Source organism: Pedobacter cryoconitis (assembly GCF_014200605.1).
GTDB lineage: Bacteria > Bacteroidota > Bacteroidia > Sphingobacteriales > Sphingobacteriaceae > Pedobacter > Pedobacter cryoconitis_B.
Genome location: NZ_JACHCE010000008.1, coordinates 190,230 through 205,513 on the forward strand (window position 1 = coordinate 190,230; position 15,284 = coordinate 205,513).

The 15,284-nt window shown below is 41.1% G+C and carries 17 protein-coding genes and 1 pseudogene; 17 read left to right on the forward strand and 1 reads right to left on the reverse strand.

The window, feature by feature from the left end; translation table 11 throughout:
• Nucleotides 1-18 precede the first annotated feature (18 nt).
• The 17 genes and pseudogenes from HDE68_RS21225 (at nucleotide 19) to HDE68_RS21305 (ending at nucleotide 14,648) form a co-directional block, all read left to right on the forward strand.
• Nucleotides 19-1,302: a TolC family protein gene (locus HDE68_RS21225; protein WP_183884237.1), complete on the forward strand. Its 1,284-nt coding sequence runs from the start codon at nucleotides 19-21 to the stop codon at nucleotides 1,300-1,302.
• A 199-nt stretch (nucleotides 1,303-1,501) separates the two neighbouring features.
• Entirely contained in the window at nucleotides 1,502-1,933 is a 432-nt protein-coding gene (locus HDE68_RS21230; RefSeq protein ID WP_183884238.1) for a hypothetical protein, read from the forward strand.
• Nucleotides 1,934-2,195: 262 nt separating this feature from the next.
• A complete protein-coding gene (ureA, locus tag HDE68_RS21235) occupies nucleotides 2,196-2,498 on the forward strand; it encodes an urease subunit gamma (protein ID WP_183884239.1) in 303 nt (100 codons plus the stop codon).
• 16 nt (nucleotides 2,499-2,514) lie between these two features.
• A pseudogene (gene ureB / locus HDE68_RS21240) lies at nucleotides 2,515-2,814 on the forward strand (urease subunit beta); the annotation flags it as partial.
• 96 nt (nucleotides 2,815-2,910) lie between these two features.
• Nucleotides 2,911-4,632 carry an urease subunit alpha gene (ureC, locus tag HDE68_RS21245; RefSeq protein WP_183884241.1) on the forward strand — a complete coding sequence of 574 codons (1,722 nt, stop codon included), beginning with the start codon at nucleotides 2,911-2,913 and terminating at the stop codon, nucleotides 4,630-4,632.
• Between the two features lie 12 nt (nucleotides 4,633-4,644).
• Nucleotides 4,645-5,151, forward strand: coding sequence for an urease accessory protein UreE (gene ureE / locus HDE68_RS21250; protein WP_183884242.1), 507 nt, complete (start codon nucleotides 4,645-4,647; stop codon nucleotides 5,149-5,151).
• A gap of 1 nt (nucleotide 5,152) precedes the next feature.
• On the forward strand, nucleotides 5,153-5,842 hold the full coding sequence (locus tag HDE68_RS21255) for an urease accessory protein UreF (RefSeq protein ID WP_183884243.1): 690 nt from the start codon (nucleotides 5,153-5,155) through the stop codon (nucleotides 5,840-5,842).
• Nucleotides 5,843-5,909: 67 nt separating this feature from the next.
• Entirely contained in the window at nucleotides 5,910-6,545 is a 636-nt protein-coding gene (ureG, locus tag HDE68_RS21260) for an urease accessory protein UreG (protein WP_183884244.1), read from the forward strand.
• Nucleotides 6,546-6,551: 6 nt separating this feature from the next.
• Nucleotides 6,552-7,412 carry an urease accessory protein UreD gene (locus HDE68_RS21265; protein ID WP_183884245.1) on the forward strand — a complete coding sequence of 287 codons (861 nt, stop codon included), beginning with the start codon at nucleotides 6,552-6,554 and terminating at the stop codon, nucleotides 7,410-7,412.
• A gap of 2 nt (nucleotides 7,413-7,414) precedes the next feature.
• Nucleotides 7,415-8,116 (forward strand): hypothetical protein, encoded by a 702-nt coding sequence (locus HDE68_RS21270; protein ID WP_260171825.1) that lies wholly within the window; start codon nucleotides 7,415-7,417, stop codon nucleotides 8,114-8,116.
• Nucleotides 8,117-8,159: 43 nt separating this feature from the next.
• Entirely contained in the window at nucleotides 8,160-9,029 is an 870-nt protein-coding gene (locus HDE68_RS21275; RefSeq protein WP_183884246.1) for an urea transporter, read from the forward strand.
• Nucleotides 9,011-11,065, forward strand: a complete 2,055-nt coding sequence (locus tag HDE68_RS21280; protein ID WP_221300868.1) for a TonB-dependent receptor — start codon at nucleotides 9,011-9,013, stop codon at nucleotides 11,063-11,065. The genes HDE68_RS21275 and HDE68_RS21280 overlap by 19 nt, the downstream gene beginning before the upstream one ends.
• Before the next feature lie 34 nt (nucleotides 11,066-11,099).
• Nucleotides 11,100-11,981 carry a helix-turn-helix domain-containing protein gene (locus HDE68_RS21285; RefSeq protein WP_183884247.1) on the forward strand — a complete coding sequence of 294 codons (882 nt, stop codon included), beginning with the start codon at nucleotides 11,100-11,102 and terminating at the stop codon, nucleotides 11,979-11,981.
• Nucleotides 11,982-12,009: 28 nt separating this feature from the next.
• Complete coding sequence (locus HDE68_RS21290; RefSeq protein WP_183884248.1) at nucleotides 12,010-12,267, forward strand: DUF3601 domain-containing protein; 258 nt, start codon at nucleotides 12,010-12,012, stop codon at nucleotides 12,265-12,267.
• 32 nt (nucleotides 12,268-12,299) lie between these two features.
• Entirely contained in the window at nucleotides 12,300-13,685 is a 1,386-nt protein-coding gene (gene mgtE, locus HDE68_RS21295; protein ID WP_183884249.1) for a magnesium transporter, read from the forward strand.
• A gap of 58 nt (nucleotides 13,686-13,743) precedes the next feature.
• On the forward strand, nucleotides 13,744-14,217 hold the full coding sequence (locus HDE68_RS21300) for a BON domain-containing protein (protein WP_183884250.1): 474 nt from the start codon (nucleotides 13,744-13,746) through the stop codon (nucleotides 14,215-14,217).
• Between the two features lie 8 nt (nucleotides 14,218-14,225).
• Nucleotides 14,226-14,648, forward strand: coding sequence for an SH3 domain-containing protein (locus HDE68_RS21305; RefSeq protein ID WP_183884251.1), 423 nt, complete (start codon nucleotides 14,226-14,228; stop codon nucleotides 14,646-14,648).
• Nucleotides 14,649-14,748: 100 nt separating this feature from the next.
• Here the strand turns inward: HDE68_RS21305 and HDE68_RS21310 are convergent, their stop codons facing one another.
• Complete coding sequence (locus HDE68_RS21310) at nucleotides 14,749-15,237, reverse strand: DUF6266 family protein (protein WP_183884252.1); 489 nt, start codon at nucleotides 15,235-15,237, stop codon at nucleotides 14,749-14,751.
• Nucleotides 15,238-15,284 lie beyond the last annotated feature (47 nt).

Sequence of the window (15,284 nt, forward strand, 5' to 3'; positions counted from 1 at the left end):
AGATAAAAAAATACAGAGATGAAACTTACTTCATATATCTTGTCCTTGGCCCTGGTTACAGGGATAACCTTTAAAGGACAAGCACAGGTTGATACCCTGTCTTTAAATTCTAAAATATCTGTTGTGCAATATCTTAGCCGTGTTGGTAAAGAGAATTTGGGTTATGCCGCAGAAAAATACAATGTAAATATTGCCGAAGCAGGAATTGAAACCGCAAAAATTTTCCCTGACCCTCAGTTTTCATTCGGTGCTTTTGATAATCAGCAGTCTAAGCTGAAACTTGGCCAGGGGTTAACTTTTGGTCTGGGGACAACCATAGAATTAGGTGGTAAAAGAAGTGCCCGGATCAATCTTGCTAAAAGCCAGACAGAGTTGAGCAAAGCACTTTTACAGGATTACTTACGAAACCTGAGAGCTGATGCTGCAATCGCTTATTACAATGCTATTCAACAATATTCCTTATTGAAAGTTCAGCAGTATTCTTATCAAATGATGAAACAGCTGGCAGATGCAGATGCGATACGTTATAAACTGGGTGCTATTACAGAAACCGATGCCAGGCAATCAAAACTGGAAGCCAGTAACCTGCAAAATGGTTTGTATCAGAACGAAGCAGACTGGAAAAATTCGCTGATCAAACTGGGTGCTTATCTGGGTAAAAAGAATGCGGACACCTTGTTGATTCCTGATGGCGATTTCGAAAACCTGGGGCGTGATTTAAACTATCAGACTTTAATCAGTAATGCGCAAAGTATCAGAGCAGATGCTGTCGCTGCATTAAACAGTAAAGCTGTAGCTGAAAGAAGCCTTGAGCTTGTTAAAGCAAATAGAAGAATTGATCTGGGTGTTAACGCCGGTTTACAGTTTAACGGAGAGTCTACCAACGAAATTGCGCCGACACCTTATCACCGTACTGCCAATATTGGGTTCAGTGTACCTTTAAAACTATCAAACCATTATAAAGGGGATTTGAAAAGCGCGAAGTTTACAATCAAACAGGCAGGCGTACAATATGACCAGGTTTTACAGCAGATCCAGGTTGAAGTTACCCAGGCTTATTTCAATTATACCGCCGCCGGAAAACAGGTTCAACAGTATAAAGACGGACTTTTAGCTGAAGGAAAGAAGATCCTGGCTGCCAAAGTCTATAGCTATAAACGTGGTGAAACCTCTCTTTTAGAGGTATTGAATGCACAAAGAACTTATAATGAAGTGCAGCAGGGATTTTATGAATCACAATCAAATTATGCTTCAGCACTCATAGAACTGGAACGGGCTGCAGGGATATGGGATATCAAATAATTTTGAACTGCTAAGATTTGTTTAGGCGGCAATAATTCCGCCGGCAGGATTCTGTATTTAAGGATCGGGCCGGCGGTTTGCTGTTTTATAATAAAGCTCTTGTATAATCAGTGTTTATTATTTTAAAAAAGCGTGATAGTTAACAGCATATTCGTGATTTGTACTAGAGCTTAAGTTATGGGCTTCATATTTTTGGGATGTGAAAATATTTATCCGCATAGTATGCTTTTTAATTGTTCTTGTCTTAATAAGCAAGGAAAGAAGTTTTGCGCATGATATTCAACAGCATGATCAAAGTAATATTGCGCATGATCAATATCCTCTTCAGCAATCGCTAAAACAAAAACAGTACAGTCAATTATCTCCTGATGACTTGACTGCATTTCAATTACCAGATCATGCGGTCAATATTGATCAGTATTTTCTTGATGGCGAAGGTGTTGACTTAAAAGAAGTAAAAGCGGGTCCTTTAACTTCTTCGCACGCCGCTGTGCTGTTACTCGTTTTTAATCATTTATTGGCAAAATCCTGTACTATTATCCTGAATACGCTTCGTGAAAAGGAAATCTCTGCCGCTTATACCACTCCAAGGTATATTTTACATCATAATTTACGTATTCCTTCCTGTTAAGAATCAATTTTAGTTATTGATTTTTCGTTTTCCAGTTGATTAGCCTGTTTTATTTGGTGTTAAATCTCCTGAAATGTCTTTTTAATATTTTTTTAGAATGATTATTTCGTTTTATATGATTAAAATCATTGTATTTTTAGTGAGTTGCGTTGATTTGTATGTTTTTATAAGCTTATATAGTCTGTTTTGATGTCTGTATATTGATGTTGTTTGATTCTTAATTGTCTTTTAAATATTTTTTACCTGTAAATTAGAAAATAATATGCATTTGACCCCTCGGGAAACCGAAAAACTACTGCTGCATCTGGCAGGTGAGCTGGCTGCCAAGCGAAAAGCCCGTGGTTTGAAATTAAATTATCCGGAATCAATCGCTTATATCAGCGGTGAATTAATGGAAGCAGCCCGTGACGGTAAATCTGTCGCAGAACTGATGCAATTCGGAGCGACTTTACTAACCCGCGATGATGTCATGACAGGTATTCCTGAAATGATTCACGACATCCAGATAGAAGCCACTTTTCCAGACGGAACCAAATTGGTGACCGTTCATGATCCAATCCGTTAATCTTATTCAGTTCAACATGATACCAGGAGAAATATTTATCAAAGAAGGGGATGTGATCTGTAATGAAGGTCGTAAAACCGTGAAATTAAAGGTCACCAACACCGGAGACCGCCCGATTCAGGTCGGTTCACACTTCCATTTTTTTGAAGTGAATAAAGCGATGTCTTTTGACCGTGAAAAAGCGTTCGGAATGAGGCTTAATATTATTGCAAGTACCGCTGTGCGTTTCGAGCCGGGCGAAGCCAAAGAAGTTGAGGTGGTAGAATTTGGCGGGATGCGCAGGCTATACGGGCATAACAACCTGGTCAATGGTGATACCACATTGCCACAGAATAAAATTGCCGCTATGCAGAAAGTGGAAAGAAATCATTTCAAAAATGAACCGGAATAGCACCTTTTAGAATTTAAGAACATGAGTTTAAAGATAAACAGGAAAAATTACACCAATATTTTTGGTCCTACCACAGGCGATAAAATAAGGCTTGCAGATACAGAGATCATTATAGAAATAGAAGATGACCTTTCGCATCCTGGTGATGAAGCCAAATTTGGGGGCGGTAAAACGGTGCGGGATGGGATGTGCCAGTCTTCTATTGCAGTCAGGGATCAGGGCGTACTGGATATGGCGATTACCGGGGCTATTATTATAGAACACTGGGGGATCGTAAAGGCCGATATTGGGATTAAAGACGGTAAAATTGTTGGAATAGGCTGTGCTGGAAACCCGGATACCACAGACGGTATATCCCCAAACATGATTATCGGCGCCTCGACCGAGGTACATGGTGGTTCCGGTTATATTGTAACTGCCGGAGGGATAGATACACATATTCACTTTATCAGTCCCACACAAATAGAAACGGCACTTTATAGTGGTATTACCACAATGATTGGTGGTGGTACGGGACCAGCTGATGGTACCAATGCTACGACAGTAACACCAGGTAAATGGAATATTAAAAGAATGCTTCAGGCTGCCGAAGCCTTTCCTGTCAATGTTGGCTTCTTTGGTAAAGGGAACTGTGCTACCGAAGCCCCTTTGGCAGAACAGATTGAGGCCGGAGCTTTAGGTTTGAAAATCCACGAAGACTGGGGGGCTACACCTGCTACTATTGATGCTTCTTTGACTGTTGCAGATAAATATGATGTTCAGGTTGCCATCCATACCGATACGCTGAACGAAGCTGGTTTCCTGGAAGACACGATTAATGCAATCAATGGCCGCGTAATCCATACTTTCCATACCGAGGGTGCAGGTGGGGGACATGCCCCTGATATTATCAAAGCGGCCATGTACGCAAATGTTTTGCCAGCCTCAACAAACCCTACAAGACCTTATACTAAAAATACAATAGATGAGCATCTTGATATGCTGATGGTTTGTCATCACCTGAGTAAAAATATTCCGGAAGATGTGGCTTTTGCCGATTCCAGGATACGTCCTGAAACCATAGCTGCCGAAGATATTTTACAGGATCTGGGTGTTTTCAGTATCATGAGTTCAGACTCTCAGGCCATGGGCCGTGTTGGAGAAGTCATTATGCGTACCTGGCAAACGGCCGATAAAATGAAAAAACAACGGAGTTATCTGCCCGAAGATGTGAAAAATGAAAATGACAATTACCGGGCTAAGCGCTATGTTGCAAAATATACGATCAATCCTGCCATTGCCCATGGAATTTCCAAATACGTAGGTTCTTTAGAGCCTGGTAAAATTGCCGATCTGGTGATTTGGAAACCTGCATTTTTTGGTGTCAAACCAGAAATTATCATCAAAGGCGGAATGATTATCGCGAGTAAAATGGGAGATGCCAATGCTTCTATACCAACTCCGCAACCTGTCATCATGCGGAATATGTTTGCTGCTTATGGCAGGGCTGTCACGAAATCAGCATTCACCTTTGTTTCAAAAGTTTCACTGGATAACGGCATTGCAGCCGAATATGGATTAGAGAAAACGCTGCTTCCTGTAGTGAATTGCCGGAATATTTCTAAACGGGATATGATCCACAATGACGCATTACCAGAAATTACTGTCGATCCGGAGAACTATGAAGTCAAAGTAGATGGGGAGAAAATAACCTGTGAGCCTATTGATGAAGTCGCATTGGGGCAGCGTTATTTCCTTTTTTAAAGAAAGCAGCATATGATTGTACAGGAAATTATAGGAAATAAAAGTGATTATCCCATTGATGGGCTCGAAAGAGATCTGCTGGAGCTGGAATGGTATGAAACCACTAAGCGTATTCAAAGAAAAAAGACGGTTAAAGGGATGGAAATTGCTATCCGGTTTGTCAAAGAAGGGCAGCGGTTAAGACAGGGTGATATCCTTTATATAGATACAGAAAAAGTGGTTTTGGTTCATATTTTACCTTGTGAGGCCATTGTCATCATTCCGGATACTTTGCTGGAAATGGGGACGGTCTGTTATGAAATCGGGAACAAGCATATGCCGTTGTTTATACAGGATAACAAGGTGATGATGCCTTTTGAAATGCCGATGTTCCGCTGGCTGGAGGCCAGTGGTTATCGGCCCGAAAAGCAGATTGTACAATTATTTCATCTGCTGAAATCAAATGTTGAACCCCATGGGCACAGTGGGAATACGTCCTTATTCACAAAAATCCTGAACCTGGCAGCAGCAAAAGAATAGCATGGAACTCAATTATTTAGGCAGCCTGTTACATCTTTCTGATCCTACATTGCCAATTGGAGGCTATAGTCACTCTAATGGTCTGGAAACTTATGTCCAGGAAGGAATAGTTTGCAATGCTTCAACTGCGAAGTTATATGTCACCAATATGCTAAGCTATAATATCAAATACAATGATGCGGCAATGATGAAGCTTGCTTTTGAAGCCGCAGCAGAAAACAATATTGAGCTGATCATTAAGCTTGACCAGGAATGTACTGCATTAAAATCGCCAATGGAAATCAGGCAGGCCAGTCAAAAACTAGGTTTAAGGCTGATTAAAATATTCAGAAGACAAAAAGTATTCCCACTGATTACGCTTTATGAAAAAGCAATTGCTGAGAAAAATGCAGATGCCCATTATTGTATCGCCTTTGGCCTGTATGCACAGCTTTTAGGGTTGCCGCTGCCGGAAGCACTTTTTGCCTTCTATTTTAATGCAGCCGTTGGGATGATTACCAATAGCGTTAAACTAGTGCCCCTGGGACAATTGGACGGACAGGATATCCTCTTTGAATTACAACCGCTGTTAAAACAGCTGGTGGTTGAAAGTCAGTCTGTTGACCGGAGCCTGGTGGGGCTTTGCAGTATCGCTTTTGACATCCGCTGTATGCAGCATGAAAGATTATACTCCAGGTTATATATGTCATAATATAGAGGTTATATAGCTCATAATCTAAACCCCTGATGAATATTATTTAAATTTTAAAAAAGAACTAATGGAACGGAAATATATAAAAATTGGTGTTGCAGGCCCGGTAGGGTCTGGTAAAACTGCATTACTGGAAAGACTGAGCCGCAAAATGATGGATCAGTATGACCTTGCTGTCATCACCAATGATATTTATACAAAAGAAGATGCCGAGTTTATGGCTAAAAACAGCCTATTGCCTCGTGAACGGATAATTGGTGTAGAAACAGGCGGTTGTCCGCATACTGCAATCAGAGAGGATGCCAGTATGAACCTTGAAGCTGTCGATGAACTGGTAGCCCGTTTTCCTGCTATTGAGCTGATCCTGATTGAAAGCGGTGGAGATAATCTTTCTGCGACATTCAGTCCTGATCTTGCTGATGTAACCATTTTTGTGATCGATGTGGCCGCGGGAGAAAAGATCCCACGCAAAGGGGGGCCTGGAATTACCAGATCGGACCTGTTGCTGATCAACAAGATTGACCTTGCGCCGTTTGTGGGTGCAAGTCTCGAAGTAATGGAAAATGATGCCCGCCAGATGCGTAAAGGAGCCCCTTTTATTTTTTCCAATCTTTTAAAGATGGAAGGGTTAGACGATGTAATTGGCTGGATAAAGAAATATGCCTTATTGGAAGATGTAGAAGAACCTCAATTAATCAGATAAGGGTTTATGATCTGTTCACTTCGTATCACTGTTCAGGAAAAGCAGGGGCGCTCTTATTTAAAAGACGTTTTTGTCACCCCGCCTTTCCGGGTGGTCCCTGTAGGGCAGCATAAGTCTGATCAATCTTCTTATTTGATGGTGATGAGTACTTCGCCGGGTATATTGAGCGGGGATGAATATCAGATCGATATTCAGGTCAAAGAAAATGCAAGGCTGCAATTGCAGTCTCAGTCTTACCAGCGCCTGTATAATATGGAAAAAAGCGCGACCCAGCACATGAAAGTCAGGCTGGAAAAAGGAAGTTCTTTTTTTTATGTGCCGCATCCGGTCGTTCCGCATGAAAACTCCTGTTTCACAAGTGTTAACCAGGTTTACCTCCATGATCACTGTGAGCTGATGATGAGTGAAATCATCACCTGCGGACGTAAACATCATGGCGAAGTTTTTAAATACAGGCATTTCCAAAACCTGATTGAAATCTATCATCATCAAAAGCTGATCCTTAAAGACAATGTATTATTACAGCCTGCACTGATGCCGCTAAATTCGACCGGACTACTGGAAGGTTATACCCATCAGGGCACACTAATTTATATCAGCACAAGCAAGGAGCCTGGAAATGAAAGTAATGAATCTGTTCATGATAAGGCCCCATCATTCAGAGAAAAAGAGAAATCTGTACAGGAACTAATCGAATACCTGTTTTTAATGATGGAAACAGAAACGGATATCATATTTGGCATTTCTGCAGTTCAGCAAAATGGCTTCGTCCTGCGCATTTTAGGAAACGGGGGCGAACAGCTTTATAACTCTTTCCAGAAGGTACAGCAAGTTATCTGGGCGCAAACCTATCAAGCAACAATTTAATCATGATGACATCTACTTTAATTGCACTGGCATTTACAGCCATTACCATCAGTTTTTTCCATACCGCATCCGGTCCGGATCATTATCTGCCTTTTATTGTTTTATCCCGTTCCCGTAAATGGAGCATGATGAAAACTGTTTTTCTTACCATTACCTGTGGTTTAGGCCATGTATTAAGTTCTGTCATCTTAGGGCTGGCGGGATTATTTTTAGGCTGGCAGCTCAATAAAGTTTCCTGGCTGCAGGATGTCCGTGGAAATGTATCCAGCTGGGCATTGCTGGCCTTCGGGGTCATTTATCTGATTTACGGATTAAGACAGGCATTTTTAAATAAACCCCATAAACATTTTGATGTGATGGAAGAAGAAGTCTATGTATACACCCATAAGCATGGAGAAATTGTAATGCCGGGCAACAAAGTAAAGGTTACGCCATTAGTCTTATTTGCCATTTTTGTGATGGGCCCCAGCGAACCCTTAATTCCACTTTTATTCTATTCCGGCACTAAACGTTCTGTTCCCGAAGTTGTCGTTTTGATCTCTGTATTTACAATCAGCACTGTACTGACTATGTTAGGAATGGTATTGCTGGGTGTTTACGGTTATTCTTTTTTCAAAACAGATAAACTGGAGCGTTATGTCCATGCCATAGGAGGTGCTGTAGTGACAATCTGCGGTATCGGAATGGTGTTTTTAGGCTGGTAAAATTAGATTTTTCAGTTAATTATTAGTTTCAGTTAATCTCCCTATGAATTCGAAATCTATTATTTTAATCCGTACCCTGTTCCGGGGTATAGGGCAGATTATGCTGCAGGAAAACGGCTGGACCGGAGCACTTTTTCTCGCTGGCATATTTTACGGCTCCTGTATTTCTGGAATAGCTGCCCTGTTAGCTGTTGTTACAGGCACATTTACTGCAAAGTTGTTAAAATACGACCGTAACGAAATAGAGCAGGGGCTCTATGGATTCAGTGCTGCATTGGTCGGTGTAGCTTTAACTTTCTATTTTAAGCCCATGCCTGCTATCTGGCTCGCTATCTTCATTGGAGCAGCGCTGGCTACAATCCTGCAGCATTTCCTGAGCTGTAAGAACATCCCTGGTTTTACCTTACCCTTTATTGTGGTTAGCTGGATTTTGCTTTACTTTTTTCATCATGTCGATATTATTGGCAATTCACTGTCTTTGGCAGAAGTATTCCCTGACTCTGATGACTTTATCACTTCGGCACGCGGATTTGGAGAAGTAATTTTTCAAGGCAGTACCGTTGCCGGGGTGCTCTTTTTTCTGGCTGTCTTTGTCAATAAACCTATTGCCGCATTGTATGGTATCGCAGGGGCATTGTTAAGCGCCTGGCTTTCTGTTAAAACCGGAGAACCCATTGTGGATATCCATATGGGGTTATTCAGCTTTAATGCTGTTTTATGTGCAATTACCTTTTCGGCAGAAAAACCAAAGGCGGGAATATTCGTCCTCATTGCAGTGGTATTAGCTGTGCTGATCGATATAGCGATGCTTAAAATGAACTTTTCTGTATTAACCTTTCCATTTGTTGCGGCAAGCTGGATTACGCTTGCGCTTAAAAAAATAATGCCTGTACGATGGCAATTCTTAGCATGAAAAAAACAAGTATTTATAGCTGCCTGTTGTTATTTACTGGTGCAGTTTCTGCACAGACCCCTGTTTTAAATAAAGATAAAATAGCTAAAAAACCAGTGATTTTGCTGGATAGTGTCGTTATTACTTCCAAAACGGCACAGCAGGACCTGATGAAAATCAATCTGAACCGTGTTCCGGTAAATACGGCGCAGGATCTGTTGCGAAAAGTACCCGGATTGTTTATTGCCCAGCATGCCGGGGGCGGGAAAGCTGAACAGATTTTTCTAAGAGGTTTTGATAACGATCATGGAACCGATATTGCGATCAGTGCAGACGGAATCCCGGTGAACATGGTCAGTCATGCCCATGGACAGGGATATTCTGATCTCCATTTCCTGATTCCGGAGACCATAGACAATATATCCTTCGGAAAAGGTGCTTATTATGCCGATAAGGGAGATTTTAATACCTCCGGTTATGTTGATTTTCATACTTATGACCATGTAGATCAAAGTATGCTCAAGTTGGAGGGCGGGAGTTTTAATACCATGCGCACTGCTGGTATTTTTAATCTGCTGCATGAGGATACAAAACAACGCAATGCTTACATCGCCGGGGAATATAATTTCACCAACGGCCCTTTTAAGGTGAAGCAAAATTTTAACCGTTTAAATCTGTTTGGAAAATTCAATCAGCAGCTCGACGAACGGTCTTATATCAATATCCAGGCCTCTACTTTTAGTTCTAACTGGAACGGTTCTGGTCAAATACCAGAAAGAGCGGTTTCTGAAGGGATTATAGGTCGTTTTGGTTCCATTGATACCACAGAAGGCGGTAATACTTCCCGTACCAGCCTTTTATTGAATTACCGTTACAAAATCAGTGACCGGGAAGATTGGGAAAGCAGTTTCTATTATTCTCATTATAAATTCAACCTGTATTCAGATTTTACGTTTTTCCTGGTACATCCCGATAAGGGAGATGAAATTCATCAGTTTGATGACAGGGATGTTTATGGGATGAATCATAAATACAGCAAAAGATTTGAATTTAGTAACAACAGTTTGATCTGGAAAGCTGGAGGAGGCTTACGTATGGACGATATTCATGACCTGGGACTGAGTTATGTGACTGCAAGGGATTCATTGAATGAGAGATTGGCCTGGGGAACAGGTACTGAAACCAATATCAATGCTTTTACTGCTGCAGAATGGGTTATCGGAAAATGGATGATCAATCCCGGAGTCCGTGCAGACTGGTTTAACTTTAACTATTATGATAAGCTGAATCCGCGAAACGGGCAGCAGGGGTATCAAAAGATAAGAATCAGTCCTAAACTAAATTTCTTTTATAATGCAGGTGCAAACACGCAATTATACCTGAAAACGGGTTTTGGCTTCCATTCCAATGACATACGCGATGTCATCCTTCAAAAAGGTGCAAATACATTGCCCTGGTCTGCAGGAGCTGATTTGGGTGCTATGCTAAAACCAGTCAGGGATCTTGTTATCCAGCCTATTTTGTGGTATACTTATCTGAGTAATGAATATGTTTGGAATGGAGATAGTTATGGGACAAGTGCTGTAGGTAAAACCAGAAGATTTGGAGTGGATCTTACCATACATTATCAGCCTTTAAGCTGGTTATACCTGGATGCAGATGCTAACTATGCAGATCCAAAACTGATCGGAGAACCTGCTGGCAATAACTATCTGGAGCTGGCGCCTACCTTTACCAGTGCGGGTGGGATAGGTGTACAGCTGAAAAATGGGATGTCTGCTAACCTGCGTTACCGTTATATCCATAGCCGTCCCGCGACACAGGATAACAGTATCATTGCGCAGGGATATTTTGTCAATGACCTGCTGCTGGGTTATGAAAAGAAACACTGGGCATTCAACATCCAGGTGCAAAACCTGTTTGATGTCAACTGGAATGAGGCTATGTTTGCTGAAACAACCAGGCTGCATGGAGAACCGTCAGCAGGGGTAGAGCAACTGACTTTTACACCCGGCACGCCGCTGTATATCAAAGCCGGTATCACAGTGAAATTCTAATTATTACTATCTTTAACTAATTTCATGCTGCACTATGAACTCTGCTGTAAAATTAATGACCAATTATGAATATAAACGCCAGTTCTTACCTGATGTAACTGAACAGATACTGCATAATTTATCAAATTTACAGCTGTACAGAATTGAAGATTATCTGCGGGATATTGTTATTCCGGTCCCGCCTTACCGCACTTCATTCAATTTCCTTATACTGGTGACCAAAGGCAGTATCCGGCAGCAATTAGGTACTGAGCAATATACAATCAATGCCAGTCAGATTTTGAATATCAAACAGGGAAGTATTACCAGGACGCTTGAACTATCAGGTGATATCAACGGCTTTTACGTGATTTATGAGAATGATATTATTTCTGATATCGCCCTGAATAAAACTGAACTTAATTTCTTTTTTACCGCACCTTTTATCAATTTAACGGAAAAAGTGCTGAACTGGGTAACCGGTATTTTTAAGCTGCTGGAAGAAGAAATGGAGGATAAACAAGGCCTTTCAGAGATCTGTGTCTCTCTTTTTACGTCTATCCTGTTAAAAATTATTCATCAGAGCCCTTATCAGCCCTATACCATCACCAGAAGCATTGAAATTTCATATTTGTTCAGGGAGCATGTTCAAAATCACCATATCACGCATAAGGATGTCTTATTTTATGCCAGAAAGATGGCTTTATCAGAAACATATCTGAATAAATGTGTGAAAGAAACTACTGGGAAACCGCCAAAACAATGGATTAATGAAATCAGTATCCTGCATAGTCAGATTTTATTACAGGATATGACTATGGAAATCGCAGAAATAGCTTATCAGTTAAATTACCAGTCTGCTTCTTATTTTAGCAGGGTATTTAAAAAAATTAAAGGCTGTACGCCTTCAGTTTTCAGGGCACAGTTAACCGGGTAATTGTTTTTAATTCTCTTCAAATAATTTTATGGGAAACATCAATCAGTTAAAACCAGGAAAGAAATATGAGGTCATCAAAGCGTTTGTTGACTATGATTATATCGGGCATCCTATTGGGGAAACATGGATCTTTGAAAAGACAAACTTCCTGCCTTATGAAGATGGCTTAACCCTGCATGTGATTCATCATGGGCGCAGCCAGGTTTACCGGCTGCAATGGAGAGCAGAAGAGCAGGCGGAAATTCTTTCGGATTTTGAAAGTTATGTATTGGAAATCAGTGATTAACTGAGTAGCTTGGATCTATAAATCGAGCTGCTATGAATTTACCTTTTAAAGAGGCAAGGAAAAATATTCTGGCCGGGGATTTCTCCGGCCTATTTAAACCCAGTCACCAAACGGGTTATATACACCCTTCAGAGGTCGCTCAGCTCTTTGTTTCTATCCCGGCAGCCAAAGCAATCGATGCCTATAATTCTTTCAGCCCAAAGCAGCAGGTGAACGTTTTGCCCTATCTGGACATTCAGCTTCAAAAGAAAATCATCAATAGTATATCAAAAGATAGAGCTTCATATATCCTCAATAACCTGAAATCGGATGACAGGACTATCTTTTATTCTTCTTCCAGAGGAATAGAACTGTCCCGTTTCATGGAATATCTAAATGATGAAAACAGGAATGCTGTGGCCAATCTGCTGGGTTACCCTGCTAAAAGTGTCGCCCGGATTATCAATACTGATTTTGCAACCGTAGACCGGACGATGACTATTGCTGAAGCGACAGAGCATTTGCGGCTACATCATCAGGACACCGAAGCTGCCAATGTGATTTATGTGGTAGATAGTGACGGAAAATTAATTGATGATGTACCCGTAAGGCGGCTGGTGCTGAATGAGCGTTCCAAAAAAATCATGGACATTGTAGATGGTTTCTGTATCAGCCTGAAAATTACTGATACGAAAGAAGATGCAGTTCAGAAGTTTAAAGAATATGACAGGGTTGTATTACCCGTGGTCAGCGATGACTATATTTTATTGGGGGTGGTCACCATAGATGATGTGATGGATGTTGCAGAGCAAAAAGCGACGGCAGAGATCCAGAAATTCGGGGGGATTGAAGAGCTGGATTTTCCTTATGTGAAGACACCTTTCTTCTCTTTACTTAAAAAGAGGGCAGGCTGGCTGATTGTCTTGTTTTTAGGGGAAATGCTAACCGCAACAGCAATGGGCTATTTTGATGGGGAAATTTCAAAAGCAGTTGTACTTGCTTTATTTGTCCCTTTAATTATTTCCAGCGGAGGAAATAGCGGGTCGCAGGCTGCAACTTTGATTATCAGGGCTATGGCTTTAAAAGAACTGAACCTGAAAGACTGGTGGTATGTGATGCGCCGGGAAATTTTATCAGGCCTGGTACTGGGGATCATCTTGGGCGCGATAGGTTTTATCCGCATCGCGATCTGGCAAAACCTGCATTGGTATGATTACGGAATTCACTGGTTACTGCTCGCAATCACTATCTTTTTCTCCTTAATCGGGATTGTGATGTGGGGGACACTCAGCGGCTCTATGGTGCCAATGGTACTGAAAAAATGTAAAATAGACCCTGCAACTTCGTCAGCGCCTTTTGTTGCTACACTGGTCGATGTAACGGGACTGGTTATTTATTTTAGTATTGCAGCAATCTTTTTGAAGGGAACTTTGTTATAGTAGTCAATCGTGTTTAAAATAAAGCCGTATAAATTAACAAACCATAACCCATAGAAAAATGAAAACAACAAAACTATTAATGAGCGCGGGCGTTATTGCAACGCTGTTTTTTGCAGCCTGTTCACCAAAAGACGGGGACATACAAACAGCTGTAAAGGCTAAAGAAGCCAGCGAAGTAAGTGTAGCTGTTACCAAGGGTGAGGTTACGCTGACTGGTGAGGTTGCTGATGAAGCAGAAAAAGCGAAAGCTGAAACCATTGCTAAAGCTGAAAAAGGGGTGAAGTCGGTAGTGAATAATCTGACTATTAAACCTGCATTCAATACCACAGCACCTGTTGTGATTGCTGACGATGCTGCATTGACTAAAAATGTTGCGGATGCGGCTAAAGACTTTCCAACAGTTCAAACTACAGTTAAGGACGGTGTAGTTACTTTAAAAGGAGAAATCAGTAAATCTTCTTTAGTAAAATTAATGCAGCAGTTGTCTGTATTGAAGCCTAAAAAAATTGATAACCAATTAACTGTAAAATAAACTGAATTATGGCCTTACAAGATAAATATAAAGCACTGACTGATGCAGCAACTGCAGCAGGGATTTCTGATCTGGCAGTCCGTGAACAGGACGGGGTATTATACATAGACGGGACTGCGGCAGACGGTGCCACAAAAGACCAGTTATGGGATATTTATAATCAGATTGATCCTAATTTTGCGTCTGGCGATTTAGTTTTAAATGTAAACGTTGCAGTAGATGCAGCGGTAACACATGCTAAAGTAATCACAGAAAGCAGTAACCTGAATATCCGTAAAGGACCAGGTACTGATCAGCCTATTGTTGGGAAGGCAGCTCATGGAGAGGTTATTACACTGGTTAACAGAAGTAATGATTTATGGTGGCTGGTGCGTACTAATGACGGCGAAGAAGGTTATTGCTATGCGCAATACCTGGAGCCTCAGGCTTAGAATATATTTTAAGATCAATAAAAACCGGCTTTTTAAAGGGGACTCTGTTAAGGGGGGCTCTGATAAAGAGCCGGTTTTTTTATGCTGTAAATCTTCGTTCTTAATTCGTAAACCTTCCGCAATACACACTCCTGGAAACTTCATCGCTCTTCACATCTTTAAAGGCTATAAATACTTCATAAGTATTGTTTTTAAAATGTTTATGACTAATAGCGAAGGTGTCCTTCAATTCATCTCTTCTAGCCCCGCTGTAATTGGCATACACCCAGCTGTGAGTTTTGCTGTACAACAGGATAATGGCTCTGTCTGTTGGAGCGCCTGTACCTGTGTGATCTTTATCCCAGGTGAAGTCAAAGGTGTTTGCTGAGCACGTGACCTTTACATTTTCAGGTTTTACCAGATTTCCTTCTGCAACTAAAACCGTATCCCAGTTGATTTCCTGCTCAGGAAATTCACCTTTGATAGCATTTTTTATGTTCACGGACCTGGCGGCATTGCTGGCAGATATATCCTGATCTTTGGTGATGTGTTTGAAGCTAACTTTCAGAAATTCAGAAACAGGGTTTAGAAAAGGGCTTAATATCTTCATTTTAGTGGTCTGTGCCTTCCTGTAAAATTGTCATTCTGTCCCGAATA

What these genes read in the sequence shown, in the direction of transcription:
- HDE68_RS21280 (WP_221300868.1), top strand. Translation starts at nt 9,011, where the DNA reads ATGGCAATTCTTAGCATGAAAAAAACAAGTATTTATAGCTGCCTGTTG.
- HDE68_RS21225 (WP_183884237.1), top strand. Translation starts at nt 19, where the DNA reads ATGAAACTTACTTCATATATCTTGTCCTTGGCCCTGGTTACAGGGATA.
- HDE68_RS21270 (WP_260171825.1), top strand. Translation starts at nt 7,415, where the DNA reads ATGATGACATCTACTTTAATTGCACTGGCATTTACAGCCATTACCATC.
- HDE68_RS21290 (WP_183884248.1), top strand. Translation starts at nt 12,010, where the DNA reads ATGGGAAACATCAATCAGTTAAAACCAGGAAAGAAATATGAGGTCATC.
- mgtE (WP_183884249.1), top strand. Translation starts at nt 12,300, where the DNA reads ATGAATTTACCTTTTAAAGAGGCAAGGAAAAATATTCTGGCCGGGGAT.
- ureC (WP_183884241.1), top strand. Translation starts at nt 2,911, where the DNA reads ATGAGTTTAAAGATAAACAGGAAAAATTACACCAATATTTTTGGTCCT.
- HDE68_RS21255 (WP_183884243.1), top strand. Translation starts at nt 5,153, where the DNA reads ATGGAACTCAATTATTTAGGCAGCCTGTTACATCTTTCTGATCCTACA.
- HDE68_RS21300 (WP_183884250.1), top strand. Translation starts at nt 13,744, where the DNA reads ATGAAAACAACAAAACTATTAATGAGCGCGGGCGTTATTGCAACGCTG.
- ureA (WP_183884239.1), top strand. Translation starts at nt 2,196, where the DNA reads ATGCATTTGACCCCTCGGGAAACCGAAAAACTACTGCTGCATCTGGCA.
- HDE68_RS21305 (WP_183884251.1), top strand. Translation starts at nt 14,226, where the DNA reads ATGGCCTTACAAGATAAATATAAAGCACTGACTGATGCAGCAACTGCA.
- HDE68_RS21310 (WP_183884252.1), bottom strand. Translation starts at nt 15,237, where the DNA reads ATGAAGATATTAAGCCCTTTTCTAAACCCTGTTTCTGAATTTCTGAAA.
- HDE68_RS21285 (WP_183884247.1), top strand. Translation starts at nt 11,100, where the DNA reads ATGAACTCTGCTGTAAAATTAATGACCAATTATGAATATAAACGCCAG.
- ureE (WP_183884242.1), top strand. Translation starts at nt 4,645, where the DNA reads ATGATTGTACAGGAAATTATAGGAAATAAAAGTGATTATCCCATTGAT.
- ureG (WP_183884244.1), top strand. Translation starts at nt 5,910, where the DNA reads ATGGAACGGAAATATATAAAAATTGGTGTTGCAGGCCCGGTAGGGTCT.
- HDE68_RS21265 (WP_183884245.1), top strand. Translation starts at nt 6,552, where the DNA reads ATGATCTGTTCACTTCGTATCACTGTTCAGGAAAAGCAGGGGCGCTCT.
- HDE68_RS21275 (WP_183884246.1), top strand. Translation starts at nt 8,160, where the DNA reads ATGAATTCGAAATCTATTATTTTAATCCGTACCCTGTTCCGGGGTATA.